The 22,338-nt window shown below is 69.5% G+C and carries 23 protein-coding genes; 12 read left to right on the top strand and 11 right to left on the bottom strand.

Features of this window, described 5'->3' with window-relative positions; genetic code table 11:
* The 7 genes from A6A40_RS31415 to A6A40_RS16440 form a co-directional block, all read right to left on the bottom strand.
* On the bottom strand, window positions 1-525 hold a 525-nt coding region (locus A6A40_RS31415; RefSeq protein ID WP_236783842.1), incomplete at its 3' end, for an ATP-binding cassette domain-containing protein.
* A gap of 21 nt (window positions 526-546) precedes the next feature.
* Window positions 547-1,605 (bottom strand): alanine racemase, encoded by a 1,059-nt coding sequence (locus A6A40_RS16465; protein ID WP_108546984.1) that lies wholly within the window; start codon window positions 1,603-1,605, stop codon window positions 547-549.
* A gap of 69 nt (window positions 1,606-1,674) precedes the next feature.
* Entirely contained in the window at window positions 1,675-2,058 is a 384-nt protein-coding gene (locus A6A40_RS16460) for a RidA family protein (RefSeq protein WP_014188873.1), read from the bottom strand.
* Window positions 2,059-2,111: 53 nt separating this feature from the next.
* The gene (locus A6A40_RS16455; RefSeq protein WP_108546983.1) at window positions 2,112-3,716 is read right to left on the bottom strand and encodes an N-acyl-D-amino-acid deacylase family protein; all 1,605 of its coding nucleotides are present in this window, start codon (window positions 3,714-3,716) and stop codon (window positions 2,112-2,114) included.
* Window position 3,717: 1 nt separating this feature from the next.
* Complete coding sequence (locus tag A6A40_RS16450; RefSeq protein ID WP_236783841.1) at window positions 3,718-4,626, bottom strand: ABC transporter permease; 909 nt, start codon at window positions 4,624-4,626, stop codon at window positions 3,718-3,720.
* Between the two features lie 14 nt (window positions 4,627-4,640).
* Complete coding sequence (locus A6A40_RS16445; RefSeq protein ID WP_108546982.1) at window positions 4,641-5,582, bottom strand: ABC transporter permease; 942 nt, start codon at window positions 5,580-5,582, stop codon at window positions 4,641-4,643.
* Window positions 5,583-5,656: 74 nt separating this feature from the next.
* A complete protein-coding gene (locus A6A40_RS16440) occupies window positions 5,657-7,231 on the bottom strand; it encodes an ABC transporter substrate-binding protein (RefSeq protein WP_108546981.1) in 1,575 nt (524 codons plus the stop codon).
* 144 nt (window positions 7,232-7,375) lie between these two features.
* Between A6A40_RS16440 and A6A40_RS16435 the strand changes: the two genes are divergently transcribed.
* From A6A40_RS16435 to A6A40_RS16420, 4 genes are all read left to right on the top strand, one after another.
* Window positions 7,376-8,173, top strand: coding sequence for an IclR family transcriptional regulator (locus tag A6A40_RS16435; RefSeq protein WP_108546980.1), 798 nt, complete (start codon window positions 7,376-7,378; stop codon window positions 8,171-8,173).
* 318 nt (window positions 8,174-8,491) lie between these two features.
* Window positions 8,492-8,698 (top strand): hypothetical protein, encoded by a 207-nt coding sequence (locus A6A40_RS16430; RefSeq protein WP_108546979.1) that lies wholly within the window; start codon window positions 8,492-8,494, stop codon window positions 8,696-8,698.
* Window positions 8,699-8,799: 101 nt separating this feature from the next.
* Entirely contained in the window at window positions 8,800-8,976 is a 177-nt protein-coding gene (locus tag A6A40_RS30725) for a hypothetical protein (protein WP_158279300.1), read from the top strand.
* Between the two features lie 252 nt (window positions 8,977-9,228).
* Window positions 9,229-10,116: a cell wall hydrolase gene (locus A6A40_RS16420; protein WP_108546977.1), complete on the top strand. Its 888-nt coding sequence runs from the start codon at window positions 9,229-9,231 to the stop codon at window positions 10,114-10,116.
* A gap of 9 nt (window positions 10,117-10,125) precedes the next feature.
* Here the strand turns inward: A6A40_RS16420 and A6A40_RS16415 are convergent, their stop codons facing one another.
* Together A6A40_RS16415 and A6A40_RS16410 are read right to left on the bottom strand one after the other, a co-directional pair.
* The gene (locus tag A6A40_RS16415; RefSeq protein WP_108546976.1) at window positions 10,126-10,746 is read right to left on the bottom strand and encodes a response regulator transcription factor; all 621 of its coding nucleotides are present in this window, start codon (window positions 10,744-10,746) and stop codon (window positions 10,126-10,128) included.
* Window positions 10,743-12,401, bottom strand: coding sequence for an ATP-binding protein (locus A6A40_RS16410; protein ID WP_236783840.1), 1,659 nt, complete (start codon window positions 12,399-12,401; stop codon window positions 10,743-10,745). Before A6A40_RS16410 ends, A6A40_RS16415 begins: the two co-directional genes overlap by 4 nt.
* Window positions 12,402-12,624: 223 nt before the next feature.
* Here A6A40_RS16410 and A6A40_RS16405 point away from each other — a divergent pair, with 223 nt between their 5' ends.
* The 8 genes from A6A40_RS16405 to mnhG are packed head-to-tail and all read left to right on the top strand — an operon-like array spanning window position 12,625 to window position 20,110.
* Window positions 12,625-13,548, top strand: a complete 924-nt coding sequence (locus A6A40_RS16405; RefSeq protein WP_108546974.1) for a universal stress protein — start codon at window positions 12,625-12,627, stop codon at window positions 13,546-13,548.
* Entirely contained in the window at window positions 13,535-14,044 is a 510-nt protein-coding gene (locus A6A40_RS16400) for a PTS sugar transporter subunit IIA (RefSeq protein ID WP_108547266.1), read from the top strand. Before A6A40_RS16405 ends, A6A40_RS16400 begins: the two co-directional genes overlap by 14 nt.
* A gap of 39 nt (window positions 14,045-14,083) precedes the next feature.
* Window positions 14,084-17,035: a monovalent cation/H+ antiporter subunit A gene (locus A6A40_RS16395; RefSeq protein ID WP_108546973.1), complete on the top strand. Its 2,952-nt coding sequence runs from the start codon at window positions 14,084-14,086 to the stop codon at window positions 17,033-17,035.
* Between the two features lies 1 nt (window position 17,036).
* Entirely contained in the window at window positions 17,037-17,381 is a 345-nt protein-coding gene (locus A6A40_RS16390; protein WP_108546972.1) for a Na+/H+ antiporter subunit C, read from the top strand.
* Between the two features lie 8 nt (window positions 17,382-17,389).
* A complete protein-coding gene (locus tag A6A40_RS16385; protein WP_108547265.1) occupies window positions 17,390-18,988 on the top strand; it encodes a monovalent cation/H+ antiporter subunit D in 1,599 nt (532 codons plus the stop codon).
* On the top strand, window positions 18,985-19,485 hold the full coding sequence (locus A6A40_RS16380) for a Na+/H+ antiporter subunit E (protein WP_108546971.1): 501 nt from the start codon (window positions 18,985-18,987) through the stop codon (window positions 19,483-19,485). The genes A6A40_RS16385 and A6A40_RS16380 overlap by 4 nt, the downstream gene beginning before the upstream one ends.
* Window positions 19,482-19,763, top strand: a complete 282-nt coding sequence (locus tag A6A40_RS16375) for a K+/H+ antiporter subunit F (protein WP_174718527.1) — start codon at window positions 19,482-19,484, stop codon at window positions 19,761-19,763. The genes A6A40_RS16380 and A6A40_RS16375 overlap by 4 nt, the downstream gene beginning before the upstream one ends.
* Window positions 19,760-20,110, top strand: coding sequence for a monovalent cation/H(+) antiporter subunit G (gene mnhG, locus A6A40_RS16370; protein WP_108546970.1), 351 nt, complete (start codon window positions 19,760-19,762; stop codon window positions 20,108-20,110). Before A6A40_RS16375 ends, mnhG begins: the two co-directional genes overlap by 4 nt.
* Before the next feature lie 9 nt (window positions 20,111-20,119).
* Here the strand turns inward: mnhG and A6A40_RS16365 are convergent, their stop codons facing one another.
* The gene (locus A6A40_RS16365; RefSeq protein WP_108546969.1) at window positions 20,120-20,473 is read right to left on the bottom strand and encodes a hypothetical protein; all 354 of its coding nucleotides are present in this window, start codon (window positions 20,471-20,473) and stop codon (window positions 20,120-20,122) included.
* Window positions 20,470-22,332, bottom strand: coding sequence for a hypothetical protein (locus A6A40_RS16360; RefSeq protein ID WP_108546968.1), 1,863 nt, complete (start codon window positions 22,330-22,332; stop codon window positions 20,470-20,472). Before A6A40_RS16360 ends, A6A40_RS16365 begins: the two co-directional genes overlap by 4 nt.
* Window positions 22,333-22,338 lie beyond the last annotated feature (6 nt).

The raw sequence follows: 22,338 nt of genomic DNA, 5'->3' as shown, positions 1-22,338 counted from the left end.
CATGGCGATCATCACGCGCTGGCGCATGCCGCCCGACATCTGGTGCGGATATTCGTCCAGCCGCCGCTCCGCCGCCGGGATGCCGACCTTCTTCAGCATGGCGAGCGCCTCCGCCCGCGCCGCCCGGCGGTCGAGGCCCTGGTGGTAGCGCAGCGCCTCGCCGATCTGGTCGCCGACGGTGTAGACCGGGTTCAGCGAGGTCATCGGCTCCTGGAAGATCATGCCGATCTCGTTGCCGCGCACGCTGCGCATGGCGCGCTCGCTGAGGCGGGCGAGGTCGCGCACCTGCCCGTCGCGGCCGCGGAACAGGATCTCGCCGCCGGCGATGATGCCCGGCGGCGACGGGATCAGCCGCATCGCCGACAGGCTGGTCACCGACTTGCCGCTGCCGGATTCGCCGACGACGGCCAGCGTCTCGTTGCGGCGCACGGCGAAGGACACGCCGTCCACCGCCTTCGACACGCCGGGATCGGCGGTGAAGTGGGTTTGCAGGTTGCGGATGTCGAGCGTGAGGTCAGCGTCCATGACGGGATCCCGGATTTGAAGTCAGCGGGTGCAGCCGCGCGCCGGCACCGGCCAGTCGCCGACGACCTCGCCGTTGCGGGTGATCGCCATGCGGTCGTGCAGGTTGGTCACCACGCAGACATGGTTGGGCAGGATGCGCACGCGGTCGCCGATCTCCGGCTTCGCCTCGCTCCGGCTGAGGTCGACCACCGCATGCTCCTCGTTGACGCGGACGATCACCGCGTCGGGATAGTCGAGGATCAGGCCGAAGCCCTCGCCGACCGACGGGGCGACCCGGTCGCTCGACAGCGTCTTGCTGCCGCAATCCAGAACGGCGCGGTCGGATGTGGGGCGGCTGACCACGGTGGCGTGCACATGCACGGCGCACTCGTCCAGCGTCGCCACCCCGGCGCCGACGGTGGCGCGGTCGTGATAGATGTAGGTGCCGACGCGCAGCTCGGTCACGCCGGGAAGCTCATGGGTGTCCCAGCAGCCGGGGGTGCCGCCGACCGACACCGTCTCCACCGCGATGCCGGATCCCTCCAGCAGGGCGCGCGTCTCGGCGACGAAGGGCACGGTGCGGGGGCCGCGCGGGTAGGTCATCAGGCCGCGGAAGCGGGTCAGCCCGTTGCCGGCGGCGCGGCGGGCCAGCGTCAGCACCTCGTCCGCGGTCTGCACGCCGCAACGGCCGTCGCCGCTGTCGAACTCCACCAGGATGCCGATCTCGACGCCTGCTTCGGCGGCAGCGGCGGCCACGGTGTCGAGCGCCACAGCGTTGTCCAGCGCCACCGTCAGCCTGGTCTTGCCGGCGAGCTCCGCCAGCGGCGACACCTTGGCGGCGCCGACGATGGGGTAGGTCAGCAGGATATCGGTGCAGCCGGCCTCGGCCATCACCAGCGCTTCGCTGATCTTCTGGCAGGTGATGCCGACGGCGCCCAGCTCGATCTGGCGCAGCGCGAATTGGGGAAGCTTGTGGGTCTTGATGTGCGGGCGCAGCGCCAACCCATGCCGGTCGCAGTATGCCTGCATCTTGGTCAGGTTATGCTCGACCCGGTCGAGATCGATGACGGGGACGGGGGTGTCGAGTTCGTCGACGCGCATGGGACCGCTCCGGAACGCAGATTTGGGAAAGGGGCCGACCCGGTCGGGGCCGGCCGTGTACTCAGGATTTTACGCCGTCGGCAGGACGGCGATGCAGTCGATTTCGACCTGGATGTTGTTCAGCTGGCAGCCGATGGTGGTGCGGGCCGGCGGCTCGGTCGGGAAGAACTCCGAATAGAGCGCGTTGTATTCCTGGAAGCGGCCGAGGTCGCTGAGATAGCTGTTGACCTTCACCACATGGGCGAGGTCGGTGCCGGCGGCCTTCAGGATGATTTCCAGGTTGCGCAGGGTCTGGCGCACCTCGCCGGCGAAATCCTCGGGCAGGGCGCCGGTCTCCGGATGGTGCGGCCCCTGGCCCGACACATAGACGAAGCCGTTCGCGACGATGGCGTGGCTGTACTGGCCGGCGGGCGGCACCGCCTTCTCGGCGAAGATCGGCTTGCGGTTGGTCATTCGGTCCTCACTGGTTTTGAAACTCGGGTTTTGAAACTCGGGGTTTTGAAGGGTCAGGCGCGGGCCAGGGCCTTGCCCGGACGCGCGCCGGTGTGCCCGCCGTCGCGCAGGATGAACTGTCCGGCGACGAGCACGTCGGTGATGCCGTGGGGCGGGCGCGTCGGATCCTGGAAGGTCGCGCGATCCGCCACGTCGGCGGTGAACAGGGTCAGGTCGGCCATCATGCCCGGCCGGATCAGCCCGCGGTCGGACAGGCCGAAGCGCTGTGCCGGGACGGCGGTCATGTGGCGGACGGCATCCTCCAGCCCCAGCCCGCCTTCGCCTCCGATGGCGCGGGCGAGATAGCGCGGGAAGCTGCCGAAGGCGCGGGGGTGCGGCTTGCCGGTTTCGCGCGGCAGCCCGTCCGATCCCAGCATGTGTAGCGGGTGCGACAGCGCGGTCTCCAGATCGGCCTCGGCCAGCTGGAACATGACGATGTTGGTGCGGCCACGGTCGGCGCGGATCAGCCGGACCAGCGTGTCGAAGGGCGCTTCCTGTGCGACTTCGGCGATCTCGGTCAGCGACAGCCCTTCCAGCGTGCGCAGGTCCGGCTCGCCGACGCCGCCGATGCGGACATTCTCCCAGCCGATCAGGCGGATCTTGGATTCCCAGCCGGCGTCATTCGGTGCCTCGCCACCCTCCACCGCCCGGCGCAGCGCCGCCAGCCCGTCGGCATCGGCCATGCGCGCCAGCAGCGCCTCGACCCCGCCCGCCAGCGCCGACGGCGGCAGCAGTTGCAGGATGGTGCTGGACCCCGCCGGGTAGGGGTACATGTCGAAACTGACGTCGGTGCCGCCTTTGCGGGCGATCTCCAGCCGCTCCACCGCGCGCGGCAGGCTGCCCCAATAGGGCTTTCCAGCGGCTTGCAGGTGGGACAGCAGGCCGCTCGCCCCGCCGGTCTTCAGCAGATCGAGGAACTCGTCCACCGAGGCGATCAGCCCGCCCTCGTAGGAGCGGACATGGGCGGTCAGCAGCGCGCCATGCTCCGCCACCACCTCCGCCAGCCGCACCAGCTCGGCGCGGTCGGCCCAGGCGCTGGGCGGATAGACGAGGCCGAGCGACAGTCCGTGCGCGCCCTGGCGAAGCTGCTCGGCCAACAATGCGGCCATCGCCTCGCGCTCTTCGGCGGTGGCGGCGCGGTTCTGCCAGCCCATGACGGCGAGGCGCAGGGCCGCGTGCCCGACCAGCGAGACGAGGTTGATGGCGGTGCCGCGCCCGTCGAGTGCTGCGCGGTAGCCGGCGAAGTCGGCGAAGGTCTCCTGATCGGACACCGTGCCCAGCAGGTTGCCGAAATGCTCACGCAAGGGGCCGCCGCTGTCGGGGCTCTGCGGGTAGAGCCCGAAGGAGCAGTTGCCGACCACCACGGTCGTGACGCCCTGCGCCACCTTCTCCGGCCGGCCGGGCTGACGCAGCTGGATCAGGTCGTCGTGGCAATGGGCGTCGATGAAGCCAGGGGCGAGGAAACGGCCCTGCGCCTCCAACGGTTCGGCGTCGGCTGCGTCCAGCATCGGGCCGACGGCGGCGATGCGTCCGCGCTCCACCAGCACGTCGGCGGGGAACCAGGGGGCGCCGGTGCCGTCGATGACGCGGGCGCCCTTGATGAGAAGAGTATCGGTCATCTCATTTCGCCTTCTGGAGCCGGGGGTCGAGCGCGTCGCGCAGCCCGTCCCCGACGATCTGGAGCGACAGCACGGTCAGGACGATGGCGCAGCCGGGGAACAGGATCAGCCAGTCGGCCTGCTGGAAATACTGCTGGGCGCTGGCGATCATGTTGCCCCAGGTCGGCGTGGTCGGCGGCACGCCGACGCCGAGGAAGGACAGCGCCGCCTCCGTCAGGATGGCGTAGGCGAAGATGAAGGTGGCCTGCACCAGGATCGGCGACATCAGGTTGGGCAGGATGTGCAGGAAGACGATGCGCGGGGTCGAGGCGCCCAGCGCGGTGGCCGCCTCGATGAAGGGCATCTCGCGCACCACCAGACAGGCGGCGCGCACCACGCGGGCGACGCGCGGGGTGTAGACGATGCCGAGCGCCAGCACGACGTTGTAGAGCGACGGCCCCAGCGCCGCCATGAAGGCAATGGCGAGCAGGATGTCCGGGAAGGCCATCAGCGCGTCGGTCAGCCGCATCAGCAGCCCGTCCAGCGGCCGGATATAGCCGGCGGCGAGCCCCAGCAGCGTGCCGAGCAGCGTCGCCACCACCACCACCAGCAGGCCGACCAGCAGCGACAGCCGGGCGCCCAGCATCACGCGGGACAGCACGTCGCGGCCGTACTCGTCGGTGCCGAACCAGTGGGCGGCGGTGGGCGGCTTCAGCCGGCCGAGGATGTCCATCTTCATCGGGTTGAACGGGGTGATCCAGGGCGCCAGCAGCGCCACCGCCAGGATCGCCAGCATGATCAGGAAGGACAGCACCACCAGCCGGCGGCGGAACAGCTGGCGCAGCAGCAGGGCGGCCGGCGACCGGCTGTTCTGCGGCTTGCCGGGGGAGGGAAGGGGGACGCTGCCGTGACCGGCGGGGACGCTTGCCATGGAAACCCTCCCTCTCAATAACGGACCCGCGGATCGACCACGGCATAGAGCAGGTCGACCGTCAGGTTGATCAGCACATAGATGGCGGACACCACCAGCAGGGCGCCCTGGATCACCGGATAGTCGCGGCGCAGTACGGCCGAGACGATCAGGTTGCCGACGCCGGGCAGGCCGAACACGGTCTCCGTCACGATGGCGCCGGCGATCATCACCGCGGTGGTCAGGCCGATCACCGTCAGGATCGGGATCATCGCGTTGCGCAGCGCATGCTTCAGCACGACGACCAGCGGCGGCAGGCCCTTGGCCCGCGCGGTGCGGACGTAATCGTGGCTCATCACGTCCAGCATGCTGGTGCGGGTGAAGCGCAGGATCAGCGCCGAGTTCGGAATGCCCAGCGCGATGGCCGGCAGAACCAGATGGCGCATGCGTTCCAGCAGGTCGGCATCGGGCGGGCCGTAGCCGGCGACCGGGAACCAGGCATGGTCGACCGCCAGATACTTGATCAGCGTCAGCCCGATCCAGAAGCTGGGAATGCTGGCCGCCAGCATGGCGAGCCCGACCGCGGTCTGGTCGATCAGGCCGCCGCGCTTGGCCGCCGACAGGATGCCGACCGGCACGCCGATCAGCATGGCGATGCCCACCGACATCATGGTCAAAAGTCCGGTCAGCTCCGACCGTTCGGCCAGCGCCTGGGCCACCGGGCGGTTGAGGAAGATGGACTCGCCGAGGTCGAAGCGGACGATCTGCCCGAGATAGAGCAGGAACTGCGTCAGCAGCGGTTCGTCGAGCCCGAGCCGGCCGCGCAGCGCCGCGATGTCCTCCGGCGTGGCGGAGGACCCCAGCATGACGGCGGCGGGATCGCCCGGCACGACGCGGGCGATCAGGAAGACCACCATGGCGACGAGCAGCATGACGACCATCATGCCGGCGAACCGGCGGACGATGTAAACGAGCATGGTTGCGGTCCCGGACCGAGGGGAAGCACAGAGTTTCCCTCTCCCGTCCCGGGAGAGGGACTATCAAACCGCCCTCAGCCCTTCAGGTCGGTGTTCCAGAAGAACGGCCAGGGAGTCGGGGTGTAGCCGGTCAGCTTGTCGCTGCTGGCGGCGAGGTTGTAGAACTCGCCGACCTTCACGCTCGGCACCTCGCTGTAGAACAGCGTCTGCAACGCCACCCACTTCGTCTTGCGCGCCGCCGGATCCATCTCGCGGTTGAAGGCGGCCAGCGCCTCCTTCTTGGCCGGGCTGTCCCACCAGCCGGGATAGCTGGGGTTCAGCACGGTGATCAGCGACGGTTCCGGCACGAAGGTGTGGTAGGTGAAGAAGGCATCCCACCCCTTGTCGTCGCCGCGGCGCTGCAGCAGCGTCGCCCAGTCCAGCACCTGGAGGTCGACCTTGAAGCCGGCCATTTCGAGTTGGGCCTGCGCCACCATGCTCATCTTGTACAGGAACTCGTACTGCACCGAGGTCATGATGCGGATCGGCTCGCCCTTGTAGCCGGCGGCCTTCAGCAGCTCCGCCGCCTTGCCGGCCGCATGGTCGCTGTAGGGCTTGGCGCTGGCCGCATCGTAATAGGGCGTGCCCTGGGCGTAGATCGACCCCTCCGCCTGGACGAAGGCGGGATCGCCGAGGCCGGCCAGCAGCATGTCGTTCGGCTCCAGCGCCGCCAGGACGGCCTGACGGACCTTCGGGTTCGCCATCACGCCGGTCTTGGTGTTCATGATCATCAGCGGGAAGCCGAACGGCTTGACGATCACGGGCTTGACGCCGGCCGCACCCTTGATGCGCGGCAGGGTTTCCGCCGGCAGGCTGTCGGCGAACTGGTACTGGCCGGCCAGGACGCCCGACACGCGGGTGGCGGCGTTCGGCACCGGGACGAAGCGGACCTCGCCGATGTTGGCCTTGCGGCTGCCGGCATAGCCGCTCGGCGTGCCGGCGGGCGAGGCGTAGCCGTCGTGGCGCACCAGCCGGATATACTGGTCGGGCTTGTGCTCCAGCAGCTTGTAGGGGCCGGTGCCGATCAGCGACTTCAAGGCACCCGGCCCGTCGATGACCGATTTCGGCACGATGGCGGCGGCGCCGTTGTTCATCGCCAGCAGTGCGGTCAGCGGCGCGAAGGGCTCCTTCAGCGCGATGACGACGGCGTCCGCACCCTTGGCGGCGATGCTCTCCACCAGCGGGGCGACGGTCTTGCCGCGCGGCGAGGCCTTGGTCCAGTGATCCAGCGAGGCGACCACGTCGTCGGCCGTGACGGTGCTGCCGTCATGGAAGGTGACGCCGCTGCGCAGCGGGATGGTGTAGGTCTTGCCGTCCGCCGACACCTGCGGCAGGGCCGACGCCACCAGCGGGGCCAGCTTCCACTCGCCGTCGAAGGTGAACAGCGTCTCGAACATGTGCTGGGTGATGATGCTGACGAGGTCGGACGTGGTGCCGACCGGGTCCAGCGTCGGCGGCTCGCCGATGGTGGCGACCGTGACGACCGAGGCGCCGCCCTGCTGGGCCAGCGCCGGGGTGGTCCAGCTTCCGAGAATTCCAGAGGAAAGTCCGCCTGCAGCCAGCGTCGTGCCGAGGGCGGTGTTGAACAGACGTCGCGTGATCCCTGTCATTTCCGTCTCCCGAACCGTTTGTCCGAAATATCGGACGTCGGTCTTGTATTCCAGACAAGCGAACGGTATATCGGACAAAGACCGCTGGCAAGCCGAAAATCCGCGTGCTAATCGGTTGTGCGACGACCAGGGAGTGCGGATCAGATGACGGGCGACGGCGTGGCGCAGAAGCAGGCAGAGAAGCAGTCGGCGGAAAAACCGACGGGCCGCGCCCGTGGTATCGACCGTGTCATCGCGCTGATGGAGCATCTGCACGACCGGCGCGCTCCCACGCGGATCGCCGACATCGCCCGCGACACCGGCACGCCGCGCTCCACCATGTACGAGCTGGTCAATACGCTGGTGGAGGCGCGCTGGCTGGAACTGCGCGACGGCGACGGCACCGTCTATTTCGGGCCGGCGATGCATTACTACGGCAGCGATTACCTCGACAGCGTCGACCTGATCCGCAAGGCGAGGTTGGAGGTCGCCCACATCGCCGAGATGGTGGGCGAGACCGCGCAGTTCTGCACGCTGGAAGGCGACAAGTATCTGGTCGTGCTGAATGAACCCGGCCGGCGCATGTTCCGCATCAGCTCCGAGATCGGCATCAAGGTGCCGATTCCCTGGACGGCGTCCGGCCGGCTGCTGGTCGATCACATGGCCGCCGAGGAGATCCTGCGCTTCATTCCACCGGACGACTTCGTCCTGCCCGACGGCCGCCGCATCGCCGAGGACGAGTTCCTGGAGGACATGCGCCGCGCCCGCACCCAGGGCTATGTCCGCACCACGGCGCTGGTCGACCGTTTCACCACCTGCCTGGCGGCTCCGGTCCGCGATCCGGCCGGCCGCTGCATCGCCACCATCTGCTTCGTCGTTCCGGCCGACACGACGGAAGAGGCGCAGCAGGCGATGATCGACACGCTGAAGGCCAGTGCCGAGCGGCTGTCTCCGGGACGCTGACGGCGGCTGCGCCAATTCCGCGCATCGGCCGTTGCCATTGACACAATCCAACCCACATGTCTTTAATCTGGACAGACGGCAGCCAGTAATAGCGCTGCGAAACTCCCCATAAATCTCTGTAGAGCGCTGCGAAAGGCGCCGATATCCCAACAAGTTCTGCGGATATCGTCTTTCACAGCGCTATGCTGCGATGCAAAATGACGAATACAGGGATGTCATGTCTCCGCTTTTGCGGTGGCGTGATTGTGCCAATATCTTCCTAGACAGGCCGCTGCATCGGCCGCCGGAACTCAAAACCGACATTGAAGGAAGACCGTCATGACCACGCATGAAACCGACTCCGCTGTCTTCGCCGCCAAGTTCGCCGTTGTCCGTGTCGTCGTCGGCGTCCTGCTGTTCGCCGCCATCGCTGCAATCGCCAACGTGAACACCCCCGCCGTGCTGGCCGCCGACGAAGTCCGCGCCGCTGTCGCTCTGGAAATGGTGCGGACCATGCCGGTCACGGTGGCCGACGCCGCCAACTGATGTGCCGGGGGAGCGGGTTTCCTTCGACCGCTCCTCCGTTTCGTGATCTTGCTGGCCAACTCCTGTTTCCTGGACCGTCCCCGATGAACCAGGAGGAACCGATGTCCCGCAAGCCCGAAGGCTCCGACGACAGTGACGACCGCAAGTCCGGTCAGGACCAGGTGCCGAAACCTCCCTCCCGCGCGGAGGTCGAGGAGACCAGCCGTTCCCAGGACTATCTGACCGACGACTGGACCGGCGAGGGCGGCAAGCCTGACGAGGGCCGCCAGCCCGGCTGACGCCGCCGGCTTTTCCCCACAGACATCCATTCTGCCGATCGGGCTGGAAGCCGGAGGACTCCGAAGGCTTGCCGGCCCGCATCCCTATGCCCTGCTCCGACATCCAAACCCGCGGGAAAGCCCATGCGCGCGTCACCGGATTACGTCCTCCGCCCTCAGGCTTAAGCCATCGGAGAGGTGGACGAATCACGGAACTTGCGATCCGTCCCTCCTGTCGAAGGAAGTCCCCTTCCCCATACCGGAGAGACCGGGATGCGCCATTCCCTCCTCGCCCTGCTGTTCGCGACTGTCCTGGCTCCCGCCGGCGCAGGTGCCCAGGAAGCCGGTGCTGACATCGGCGCTCTCATCGCTGGAGGATTTCAGGCCGACCGGCCCGTCTGCCCTTCCGGCGACGACGGCTGCGCCCGCTTCGTCGGGGACGCGAAAGGCGCCCTGCCCAAGCGGGGCGGGGCGAAGCAACCGGTGGTCATCGGTTCTTCGGTCTACATGCTGACCCCCTGGCAGGCGGAGCGCGAGCGCCGTTGCCTCGCGCTGGCCGGTTGGGCCGAGGCGCGGGGCGAGGGCGCCGACGCCATGGCCGCCGTCATGTGGGTGGTCGCCAACCGGGCCGCATCGGCATCGCAGCCGTCGCTGCCTTGCCGCGTCGTCGTCGCCGCCGGACAGTTCGAACCCTTCTCCCCACCCGTGCAGGTGGAGCCACAGAAGCGCCGCAAGCCGGCCAAGTCGGCGGGATCCCGCGTGAAGCAGGCCGAGCCGCAGCAGGTGGCGGAGGATCCCCGCGCCGCCAGCCGGGCGGAGGCCCGGCGCATCCTGGCGGAGATCCGCCGTCAGGCGCAGGTGATCCGGGCCGGCGGCATGCCGTCCTGGCCGAAGCCGCGGCTCGCCCCCGACCAGGAGGCGCTGCGCCTTGCCCGCGGCCTCGCCTGGGGTCTGAACGACGACGAGATGCCCGATCCGACGGCGCGCGCCTCGCTGTTCTACAGCCCGACCACGCAGGCGGCACTGCGGCGCCAGAAGCCGGACTGGGCGCAGGCGCGGCTGCGCACTGCCTCCATCGGCGACCATTCCTTCTACCGGTATCCCGCTCCCGTCGAGCGCACCGTCCCGGTCGAGACCCAGGTGGCGGAGGTCGGCGAGTGAGGCGTCCGCCTATTCCCGCCGCTCGGCCAGCCGCATCTGCATCCGCGCCAACTCCGGGGCGTTGCGCGCCTCCATCTTCTCCAGAACGCGGGCGCGGTGGGTCTCCACCGTGCGGATGCCGATGGAAAGCCGCTGGGCGATCGTCTTGTTGGGCAGTCCCTCGGCGACCAGTTGCATCACCTCCAGTTCGCGCGGGCTGAGCAGGGCGAGCCGGCGGCGTATCTCACCGGCCTCCACGTCGGCGCGGCGGGCGGCCAGATCGCGCTCGAAAGCCTCCTGCACCCGTTCGATCAGCAAATCCTCGTCGAAGGGCTTCTGCAGGAAATCCACGGCGCCCGCGCGGAAGGCGCGGACCGCGGCGGTCACGTCGCCATGGCCGGTGATGATGATGACGGGCAGGATCAGGCCGCGACGGACCATCTCCTGTTGCAGATCCAGCCCATCCATGCCCGGCATGCGGATGTCGAGGATCGCACAGCCGGGCTGGTCGGGCGATGCGGCCTCCAGGAACTCCGCCGCCGAAGCGCAGCAGCGCACCGACAGACCAGCCAGATCGAGGTGAAGCGCCAGGGCGTCGCGCACAGCCTCGTCGTCGTCCACCACGAAGGCGACGGGCTTTTCGGTCGTCATGCAGGCTCTCCTTGCGTGTCCTTCGCGTGCACGGGAATGGTGAACTGGAACACGGTTCCCCCTCCGGCGTCGGCCGTGGAGCCACTGCCATCGCGGGTTTTCCCATTGTGCGCCGTCAAAGTGCCGCCGTGGGAGTCGACGATGGTGCGCACGATGGACAGCCCCAGCCCCATGCCTGTCGGCTTGGTGGTGACGAAGGGCGCGAACAGGTTGCGCTCCACCACCTCGGCAAGGCCGGGTCCGGTGTCGCGCACGCCGATGGCGACGAAACCGGGCTGGGCCGCCGGACAGGCGAAGATCACGATGCGGCGCCGGTCAGGCGCCTCTTCCGGCTGCGCGCCGTCCGGCGCCATCGCCTCCGCCGCATTGCGGACGAGGTTCAAAATCGCCTGCTGCAGTTGGACCGCATCGCCGGCGATGGCCGGCAGGGCGGGGGCCACCTCCGCCGTGATCTCCACCGAATGCCGGCTGGCGAGCGGGCCGGCCAGCGTCAGGCAGTCGGCGACCAGCGTGGCGACCGGCAGCGGCGCCCGGTCGCGGTCGCCCTTGCGCACGAAGTCGCGCAGGCTGCGGATGACGCGGTCGGCCCGCTCCGCCTGGGAAACCGTCTTGTCGAGGATCTCGGTCAGGCGGGGGGAGGCCTCTTCCATCCGCGCGATCTTACGGGCGGCGCGGGCGTAGCCCATGGTCGCCGCCAGCGGCTGGTTCAACTCATGGGCCAGCGCTGCCGCCATTTCCCCCGCTTCGATCAGGCGGGAGGCGTGGGCAAGGTCCGACTGCCGCACCCGCAGCCTGTCCTCCGCCCGGCGGCGCTCGCTGACCACGGCGCCCAGCAGCAGGATGGTGATGGCGAGCGTCAGCATCAGAAGCTGGAAATGCGCCGTTCGCGCGGTATCGACGCCGGTCGCCTGGATGGCGGCGATCAGCCCGGCCTGCGTGGCGGCCGATGCCAGCACCGCCCCGCCCAGCCCGTGACGCACCGCGACCGCGATGGCCGGCAGGAACAGCAGGTAGAAATACTCGTACTGGGAGGAGGCCAGCGGGCCGAAATCCAGCCACAGGGTGAAGCCGATCAGCGCCCCCTGGGCCAGGATCTCGGCGCCGCCGCCCCAGGACCAGCGCAGCGCCGGCATGTGCCGGGCCATCAGCACCATCGGGGTCAGGACAGCGATGCCGATGATCTCGCCGGTCCAGAAGCGCAGCAGCACCTCCGGAAAGCGCGCCCATTCGAACAGCCCGGCCACCGTGTGGACCGCGATGAAGCCCAGCCCGATGATCAGGACCGCCGCCGCGCTGCCGCCCAGCAGCAGAACGATGTCACGCAGGCTGGACAGTCCCGGATCGATGACCTTGCGCAGGAACCCTCCCGCCGCTCCATAGCCAATGGCGACGATTCCGTTCGCGAGAAGAGCCGTTCCCAGGCCGACCGGGAGGTCGCGGACCACGATGTCGGCGGCGGTCAGCCCCAGCCAGACCAGCGGCACCGCGCGCAGGCCCAGCAGCACCGACAGTCCCATCATCAGGCCGGCAGGCGGGTTCCACGGCGTGACGTTGATCGACGAGACCGCATGGATGAAGCTGATCCAATCCAGGAACATGTGGGCGGCCAAATAGGCCGGAATGAACATCCATCGGTGGCGGACAGTCTGTGGCATAGACCGATGGTAACGCCAACCGGACCGGACTGCATCAGCTGAAATCGACTGCCCCGTATTACTACGGACACTCGGCAGGCCTCCGCACGACCCTTTCGGGTCCGTATTTCCCGGCATGGACAGACTGCAACCGACTTCCGATCATCAAGATGTCCCTTGCGGAGAACTCCGGCGAGGAGACTTCCAACGGGGTGGCTGCCCTGCAACTGGATCGAAAGTCACGATGGCGAGCCTCCGGCGCATTCTGCTGGCAACCGACCTGGAACCGAAATCGGATCGCGCCCTGGATCGCGCCATCCAGCTCGCCCTCCGGTTCGGTGCGGAGCTGACGGCGCTGCATGTCGTCGAGGGTGCCGGCAGTCCTTATGGGTGCCTGCCGCTGCACCATGTGGAAGCGGAGATCCAGCGCCATATCCTGTCCGTGCCCGGCGGGGCGGACATCCGGTCCCAGGCGGTCGCGGTGCGCGGCGACGCCGTCGAACACCGGGTCGCCGGCTATGCCGGCCTGTGGCTTCCCGACCTGTTGGTGGTGGGAGTGCACCAGCGCGACCGTGTGGCCGACCTGTTCCTGGCCTCCACCGTCGAGCGCATCGCGATCGCCGATGCAACGCCGATGCTGATCGTGCGCGACAAGCCGCTCCGGCCCTATCTGCGGGCACTTGTGCCGGTCGACTTCTCCGAACGTTCGCGCCCTTCGGTGGACGGCATGCGGATGCTGATGCGGGAGGGAAGCATCCACCTGCTGCATGTCGTCGATCTGCCGGGAATTGGCGGCGCGTCCAGGTCGCCCCTGGACACGGCGCAGTTCGCGCACGACTTCCGGGAAGTGCTCGGCGGTCCGGCCGATTGGCCGGCCGGCGGGACGGATTTGGAAGCGGCGGTTGAGACGATCCTGCTCACCGGCTCTCCGGGGCGGCGGATCGTCGATCTCGCGCGGGACGGACGCTACGATCTGGTCGCCCTTGGCTCGGCCCGGCGCAGCGGCGTTTCCCGTGCCCTGCTGGGCAGCACGGCCGCTGAAGTGATCGAAGCGCTGCCCTGCGACGTGCTGATCGGCGGTACGGGCGGCGTCCGGCGTCCAGCGACCGCCTCGACCTTTGGCCTCAATGGAGAATCGGATGCCGGAGAACCAGATGGCCATCACTGAGCTTTTTTCCGCGGCCGACGTCATCCTCGACGCCGATCCCGCCAACAAACCGGCCCTGCTCGACCGGCTGGCGGCGGAGGCGGCATCCCGCAGCGGCCGGCCGGCGCCGGAAATCCTGGATGCCCTGCTGGCGCGCGAGAAGATCGGCTCCACCGCGCTCGGCAAGGGTGTGGCGCTTCCGCATACGGAGCTGGCCGACCTCGCGGAGCCGGTCGTCCTGTTCGCCCGGCTCCAGCGCGCGGTCGATTTCGACGCGCGCGACGACGAGCCGGTCGACCTCGTCTTCCTGGCTCTGTGGCCGGCATCGAACCGCAAGGGGCTGCTGACCGCCATGTCGGAGATCTGCAGGGCGTTGCGCGACCCGCAATCGGTGCGCCGGCTGCGCGGCGCCGCGACGCCCGACGACGCGGCCCGGATCGTCCTCCAGGCCGTCGCCCGCGATCCGGAGGATCCCGACCTCGTCAAGGACCAGGACGATCCGCCGCCCGGCCTCTGACCCCGCCCGTCCCCGCCGCCCCTTCGACCGTAGGACTTCATGCCCGACGCTCTGCTGCTCCTGATCGCCGTTGGCTTCCCCTTCGCCGGTGCGCTCGTCGCCGGGCTGTTGCCCACGCATGCGCGCAACGCGGCGGCGTGGCTGGCCGGCGGCGTGGCGCTGGTCGGGCTGGCGATGGTGTGGTCCGCCTATCCGACCGTTTCGGCGGGCGGCGTGGTCCGTTATTCGGCGGACTGGATGCCGACGCTGGGGCTTGACGTCTCCCTGCGCATGGACGGCTTCGCCTGGCTGTTCGCCGGTCTGGTGTTCGGCGTCGGCACGCTGGTGGTGGTCTATGCCCGTTATTACATGGCGGCCGAGGACCCGGTGCCGCGCTTCTTCGCCTTCCTTCTCGCCTTCATGGGGTCGATGACGGGGGTGGTGCTGTCGGGCAACCTGATCCAGCTCGCCTTCTTCTGGGAGCTGACCAGCCTCTTCTCCTTCCTGCTGATCGGCTACTGGCACCACACCGCCGCCGCCCGCGACGGCGCGCGCATGGCGCTGACCGTCACCGCGACGGGCGGCCTCTGCCTGTTCGCGGGCGTGCTGATTCTCGGCCACATCGTCGGCAGCTACGAGCTGGACGCCGTGCTGGCGGCGGGCGACCTGATCCGGGCGCATCCGCTCTACCTGCCGGCGCTGGTGCTGATCCTGCTCGGCGCCCTGACCAAGAGCGCGCAGTTCCCCTTCCATTTCTGGCTGCCGCACGCCATGGCGGCGCCGACCCCGGTATCGGCCTATTTGCATTCGGCGACGCTGGTGAAGGCCGGCGTCTTCCTGATGGCGCGGCTGTGGCCGGTGCTGGCGGGGACGGAGGCGTGGTTCTGGATCGTCGGCACCGCTGGGCTCGCCACGCTGCTGCTCGGCGCCTACATCGCCATCTTCCAGCACGACCTGAAAGGGCTGCTCGCCTATTCGACCATCAGCCATCTCGGCCTGATCACCCTGCTGCTGGGGCTGAACAGCGAGCTGGCGATGGTGGCGGCGATCTTCCACGTCATCAACCACGCGACCTTCAAGGCGTCGCTGTTCATGGCCGCCGGCATCATCGACCACGAGACGGGGACGCGCGACATCCGCCGACTGTCCGGCCTGAACCGCTTCATGCCCTTCACCGCCCGCCTCGCCCTGATCGCCGCCGGGGCCATGGCGGGCGTGCCGCTGCTGAACGGCTTCCTGTCGAAGGAGATGTTCTTCGCCGAGGCGCTGTCGGCCAAGGAGCCGCTGCCGGTCTTCTTCGACGTGCTGCCGGTCGCCGCGATGGTGGCGAGCGCCTTCAGCGTCGCCTATTCGCTGCGGTTCATCCATGGCGCCTTCTTCGGGCCGGACCCGGTGGATTTGCCGAAGAAGCCGCAAGAGCCGCCGGCCTGGATGCGTTTCCCGGTCGAGATCCTGGTGCTGGCCTGCATCGTCATCGGCATTCTGCCGGCCGCCACCGTGGGCCCCTTCCTCGACATGGCCGCCCGCGCGGCGCTCGGCGCGGCGACGCCGGAATACAGCCTTGCGGTCTGGCACGGTTTCAACCGGCCGCTGCTGATGAGCATGATCGCCTTTGCCGCCGGGCTCGGGCTTTACCGTCTGCTGCAGGGCCATCTGGCCAAGGGTATCGAGGGTCCGCCGCTGATCCGGGCGCTGGAGGGACGGCGCATGTTCGAACGGACGATGGTCTTCCTGTCCTGGCGCCTCGCCCGCACGGCGGAAGGGGTGATCGGCACCCGCCGCCTTCAGCCGCAGCTGAGGCTGGTGGTGTGCGCGGCGGTGCTGGCCGCCGGCGTGGCGGTCTGGCTGCGCGGTCTGGCGCCGGGCAACCTGCAGCCGGCGGGCATCGACCCGGTGCTGGCGCTGATCTGGGCGCTGGGCGCCGCCTTCGCGCTCGGCGCCGCCTGGCAGGCGAAGTTCCACCGGCTGGCGGCGCTGATCCTGCTGGGCGGCGCCGGGCTGGTCGTCTGCATCACCTTCGTCTGGTTCTCCGCCCCCGATCTCGCGCTCACCCAGCTGCTGGTGGAGGTCGTCACCACCATCCTGCTGCTGCTGGGATTGCGCTGGCTGCCCAAGCGCCTGGACATTCCCGGCTCCCGCGGGGCGGAGGCGGTCACGCTTGGCCGCCGCCTGCGCGACCTTGCCATCGCCATCGCCGCCGGGGCTGGCATGGCCGGACTGTCCTTCGGCGTGATGACGCGCCTGCCGCCGGAACTGCTGGCCCAGCATTTCCTGGAGCTTGCCTACAGCGAGGGCGGCGGCACCAACGTCGTCAACGTCATCCTGGTCGATTTCCGCGGCTTCGACACCATGGGGGAAATCGTCGTCCTGGGCGCCGTGGCCTTGACCGCCTACGCGCTTCTGCGCCGCTTCCGTCCGGCGGCCGACAGCGTCGACGTTCCCGAGCAGCAGCGTGACCAGAGCGCCTACGACATCTCCCGGCCCGGCCGCAAGGAGGGCGACACGGTGATGGAGTGGCTGTTCATCCCGTCGCTGATCGCGCGGCTTCTGTTCCCGCTGATCCTGATGGTGGCGCTGTTCCTGCTTCTGCGCGGCCACGACCTGCCGGGCGGCGGCTTCGCGGCCGGGCTGACCGTGGCCATCGCCATGATCCTGCAATACATGTTCGGCGGCATCCAATGGGTGGAGACGCGGCTGCGCGTTTTGCCGATGCGCTGGATGGGGGCCGGGCTGCTGCTGGCCGCCGGGACCGGACTGGGCGCCTGGATCTTCGGCCGCCCCTTCCTGACCAGCTACTTCACCTACGCCGACCTGCCGGTGCTGGGGAAGATTCCGGTGGCGAGCGCGCTGCTGTTCGACATCGGCGTCTTCGCCCTGGTGGTCGGCGCCACGATCCTGATCCTGATCGCGCTGGCCCGCCAGTCCGTGCGCGGCCACCGCGCTGCGGCGCCGCGCCCGGCCGAGATGCCGGCCATTCCCGATCGCGTGCCGTCCGCCGTGGGAGACGACTGACATGGAACTGATCCTTTCGCTCGGCATCGGCGTGCTGACCGGCTCCGGCGTGTGGCTGCTGCTGCGGCCCCGCACCTTCCAGGTGATCGTCGGCCTGTCGCTGCTGTCCTATGCCGTCAATCTGTTCATCTTCTCCACCGGCGGCCTGCGCACCGGCGCCGAACCGATCCTGGAGGGCGGCCGGGCCGGCAACCTTGCCATGCATGCCGATCCGGTGCCGCAGGCGCTGGTGCTGACCGCCATCGTCATCGGCTTCGCCACCACCGCCCTGTTCCTCGTCCTGCTGCTCGCCGCCCGCGGCCTGACCGGGACCGACCATGTCGACGGAAAGGAGAAGAGCCGGTGACCGGCTGGATGGATCACCTGACCATCGCGCCCATCGTCCTGCCCATGCTGGCCGGTGCGGCGATGATGCTGATCGACGACCGGCGGCGCACGCTGAAGGCCGTGATCGGCATGGCGTCGGCGCTGGCGCTGCTGGGGCTGGCCGTGCTGGCGCTGACGGTCGCGGATTCTGGTGCCGGAGGGACCAGGGTCTACCGGCTGGGCGACTGGCCGGCCAATTTCGGCATCGTGCTGGTTCTGGACCGTTTCGCCGCGCTGATGCTGGTGCTGACCGGCATCCTCGGCGTGGCCGCCCTGCTGTTCTCGCTGCCGCGCTGGCAGAAGGCGGGGGCACATTTCCATTCGCTGTTCCAGTTCCAGCTGATGGGGCTGAACGGCGCCTTCCTGACCGGCGACCTGTTCAACCTGTTCGTCTTCTTCGAGATCATGCTGGCCGCCTCCTACGGGCTTGCCCTGCACGGCTCGGGTCTTGCGCGGGTGCGGGCGGGGCTGCATTACATCGCCATCAACCTGTCGGCGTCGCTGCTGTTCCTGATCGGCGTCAGCATGATCTACGGCATTTCCGGCACCCTCAACATGGCCGATCTGGCCGGCCGCGTCGCCGGTCTGGCTGCGGAGGATCGCGGACTGCTGGAGGCCGGGGCGGCCATTCTGGGCGTCGCCTTCCTGATCAAGGCGGGGATGTGGCCGCTGGGCTTCTGGCTGCCCAACACCTATTCCACCCTGGGTGCGGCCTCTGCCGCCATCGTCTCCATCCTCAGCAAGGTCGGCGTCTATGCCGTGCTGCGGCTGTGGCTGCTGGTGTTCGGCGACGGGGCCGGCGCTTCCTCCGGATTCGGCGGCACCGTCCTGCTGGTCGGCGGGCTGCTGACCATCGGCTTCGGCTCCATCGCCGTGCTGGCCACTCAGAACATGGCGCGGCTGGCCGGGGCCAGCGTGCTGGTATCGTCCGGCACGCTGCTGGCGGCCATCGGCGCCGGGCAGCTGTCGGTCACCGGCGGCGCCCTGTTCTATCTCAGCAGTTCGGTTCTGGCGGTTGCCGGCTTCTTCCTGGTGGTGGAGCTGGTGGAACGCGGGCGTGCCGTCGGCGCCGACGTGCTCGCGGTGACACGCGAGGCGTACGGCGAGGGCGATGACGAGGAGTCCGACGATGGCGGCGCCGGCGTCGCCATCCCGGCGACGATGGCGATCCTCGGCATCGGCTTCATGTCCAGCGCGCTGCTGCTCGCCGGCCTGCCGCCGCTGTCGGGATTCCTCGCCAAGTTCGCCATCCTGTCGCCGCTGCTGGCCGCCGGTCCGGACGTGCCGGCCACCACCTGGGTGCTGGTGGCGGCGCTGGTCCTGTCCGGGCTGGCGACGGTTGTGGCGATGACCCGCGCCGGCATCGACGCCTTCTGGGCTTCCCCTTCCGAAGAGGCGCCGCGCGTGCGGGTGGCGGAGATCGCCCCGGTCCTGCTGCTGCTCGCCCTCAACGTGGCGCTGACGGTGCAGGCGGGTCCGGCGATGCGCTACATGGAGGACACCGCGCGGTCGCTGCATGAGCCGGGCGGCTATGCCGGTGCCGTGTTGTCCGTGACCCGCGCCCCTGGCATGGGAGGCAAGGAATGAGAGTGCCGGTCAAGAGATGGCTTCCCTACCCCATGATGGCGGCGACCCTGCTGGGGGTTTGGCTGCTGCTGAACGAAAGCGTGGCGCCGGGCACGATCATCCTGGGCGGCGTGCTGTCGCTGGCGACGGTGGCGACCCTGGACACGCTGGACCTGCCGGCCGGGAGGTTCCGCCGGCCGCGGGCGGCGCTGTCGCTGCTGGTGCTGGTGCTGGCGGACATCGTCCGCTCCAACATCGCCGTCGCGAAGATCATCCTGCGGCCGGGCCGCGGACAGCATGTGTCCGGCTTCCTGCGCATCCCGCTCGACCTCCGGGCGCCCTATGGGCTGGCGACGCTGGCCTGCATCGTCACCGCCACCCCCGGCACCGTGTGGGTTGCCTATGACCGGTCGCGGAACACCCTCCTGCTGCACATCCTCGACCTCGTTGACGAGCAGGAGTGGATCGACATCATCAAGGGGCGGTACGAGACGCGGCTGATGGAGCTGTTCGAATGATCGTGACTCTGCTGACCGGAACGATCCTCCTGTCCCAGATCCTGCTGGTGGTCGCCATGGCCTTCGCCGCCTTCCGGGTGCTGCGCGGACCGCGGGCGCAGGACCGCGTGCTGGGGATGGACGCCCTTTATGTCACGGCGACCATGCTGCTGCTGACCTTCGGCATCCGCACCGGCGGCATCCTGTATTTCGAGGCGGCGCTGATCATCGCCCTGCTGGGCTTCGTGTCGACGGCGGCGCTGGCGAAATTCCTGATGCGCGGGGAGGTGATCGAATGACCCATCTTGCCGAGATACCCGCCTGGGCGGCGGTCCTGACCTGCCTGCTGCTGCTGACCGGCGCCCTCCTGACGCTGATCGGGACGGTCGGGCTGCTGCGATTCGACAGTTTCTACCAGCGGGTCCACGCCCCGACGCTGGGCGCGACGCTGGGGATCGGCTGCATCCTGCTGGCCTCGATGCTGTTCTTCTCGGTCCTGGAGTCGCGGGCGATCATCCACGAGATTCTGATCACCGCCCTGATGGTGGTCACCACGCCGATCACCCTGATGCTGTTGGCCCGCGCCGCCCTCTACCGCGACCGCACGGAGGGAAGCGACGAGGTGCCGCCGCCGCCTTCGGACTGACCGGCCCGCTCAGATCCGCCGCAGCCGTCCCATCAATTGCGGATTGTCCCAGTTCGGCTGCCGGTCCTCGATCGCCACGCGATGGGGCAGGGGGCTGTCGCACTCCAGCACAACCTCGACCCAGCGCGGCACCAGCTCGTTGTTGAGGTCGTCGAGGATGGCGATCGCCAGCGCCTCCAGCCCGTCGGCGAAGCCGGCGAACTCCGCCAGATAGGTGGCGACGGAGGCCGGGTCCGGCACCAGCCGGTCGGGCACCAGACGCAGGGTCAGGCGCGTGCCGGTCCTCGGCTCGCCGCGCAGCTCCACCAGATAGTCGTGGCGGGCATCGGGGGAGGGGCGGGTGGTCAGTCGTTCCCGCCTCATGCGGACACTCCAAGCCCGGCTTGTCCGGCGCGGGTCAGTTTCACCCAGCTGCGCGCACCCGACTGGAAGGACAGCCCGCCGCTATAGCCCACTGCCCGCACGCTGTCGGCGAAGACCTGGATCAGCTCCACCCGCAGCTCCGGCGGCAGGGCGGCGTGGCTGCGCAGGATCAGGTCGAAATGGTTCGGCCGCACCAGCCCGTCCAGCTGCATCGGCCCGAAGCGGCTGAGGTCCAGGTCGATGAGGAAGCGGCTTCCTGGCTTGCCGCGCGGCCTGCCCTCGCCTTCCTCATCCTCCTTCAGCGGGTGGACATGCAGCTTGATCGGCTTCGGGCCGCTCGAATCCATCAGCGGGATGGTATAGCTGCGCCAGTCGCCCGGCAGAGGGTCCGCGGCCTCGCGGCGCAGCGCCTCGAAATCCTTTTCCAGCCGGTCCAGCAGGTCGCGCCGCCCGGCCTTGTCGAGCGCGGACGAGGCATCGTCGCCGAGCCAGCCGCGGGCGTCGCCCCCGCGCATCGCCGCCAGGAAGAAGCCCAGCGCCGCGGTCAGCTTGCGGTTCGGCTGCGGCATGGTCGCCAGCATCGACCTTGCCAGCGCCGGGTCGGACGCCGCGAGCGTCGCCATCAGCTGCCGCATCGCCGGCCAGTCGCGCTCGCCGAGCGGCCCCGGCGGGCCGGGCAGGGTGGGAGCCGCGGCCTGGGTCGCCTGTGCAAGGTCGGTGAGCACCGCGGTGACCTTGGCTCCCGGCGGCAGGCTGGCCGGCACGTTGAGGGCCAGCATGCCCTGTCTGGTCGCCAGGATCGGCTGACCCTGCGGCGTGCTGCCGGCGACAGTGCCGCGCAGAATCGGGGTATCCGGTGGGACGGCGGGATCCGCAGGGTCCGGGGCTGTCGGTTGACCGGCGGCCTGTCCCCCGGTCTGGTTTCCGCTGCCCTGGTTTCCTGCCTGCCCGTTCCGTCCGCCGGCCTCGGGATCGCCGGGGGGGCGTGGCTGTTGCGGAGGCGCTGTAACGGTCAGGATCTTCAACGCCACCGTGGCGCCGCGCGGCAGGTCGGGCGGTTCGGCGGGGGAGCCGGCTGCCGTGCCGGACTGCTGGTCCGGTGTCGCCGGAGATCCCGCGCCGGGATGCGCCGCATCGCCGCCCAGTTGCACCGGGGTGCCGTAGGTCGCGCTGCCGCCACCCATCGGCGGTGCCGGCAGGGATGGGGTGGCGGATGCCGCGGCGTCGGGCTTGGCCTGCCCTGCCGGGTTGCTACCGGCCGGGGAGGAGGCTGCCGGTTGGGGCGCGGTACTGCCGGACGGTGCCGCCGGCGTCGGCTTTGCCCCCGATCCGCCGGCGATCACCAGTGCCGGCACCACCGTGCCGGGCAGCAGCGGTGGCAGGGTGGGCGTCGCGGCCGGGGTGGGGGTCGGCAGCAGGACGGCGGGAGTCGCGGCATTTCCGGGTGCCGCGCCGCCCGCTGGCGTGGCTGGGGCCGTGCCGCCCGCCGCCGCGCCGGCCGTCCCCGTCCCGGTTGGGGTGCCCAGAGCCTGCAGCAGGATCACCGCGCTGGGCTTGGCCGCGTTCGGTCCCGTTGGTGTCGCGGTCGAGGGCGTGATCTGGACGGTGACCGGCTTGTCGGGCGGCAGCTCCGCCTTGCTGTCCAGCAGCAGCTCGCCCGCCGCCGTGCGCACGCGGGTCAGACCTTCCGGGGTCTGGCCGGCGACGGTGCCGGTCAGCACCACCGGGCGCGTCACCTCCGGCAGCCGCTCGGGCAGCCGGACGACCGTGGCCTCGGCCGTGGCCGGTGCGGCCGTGGCGGGGGCCGCCACGGCGGTGGCGGCAGCGGGCGTGACCGTCGGTGGGAGCGCCCCGCCCATCGGTTC

Source organism: Azospirillum humicireducens (genome assembly GCF_001639105.2).
GTDB lineage: Bacteria > Pseudomonadota > Alphaproteobacteria > Azospirillales > Azospirillaceae > Azospirillum > Azospirillum humicireducens.
This window is presented reverse-complemented; position numbering and strand designations above follow the sequence as displayed.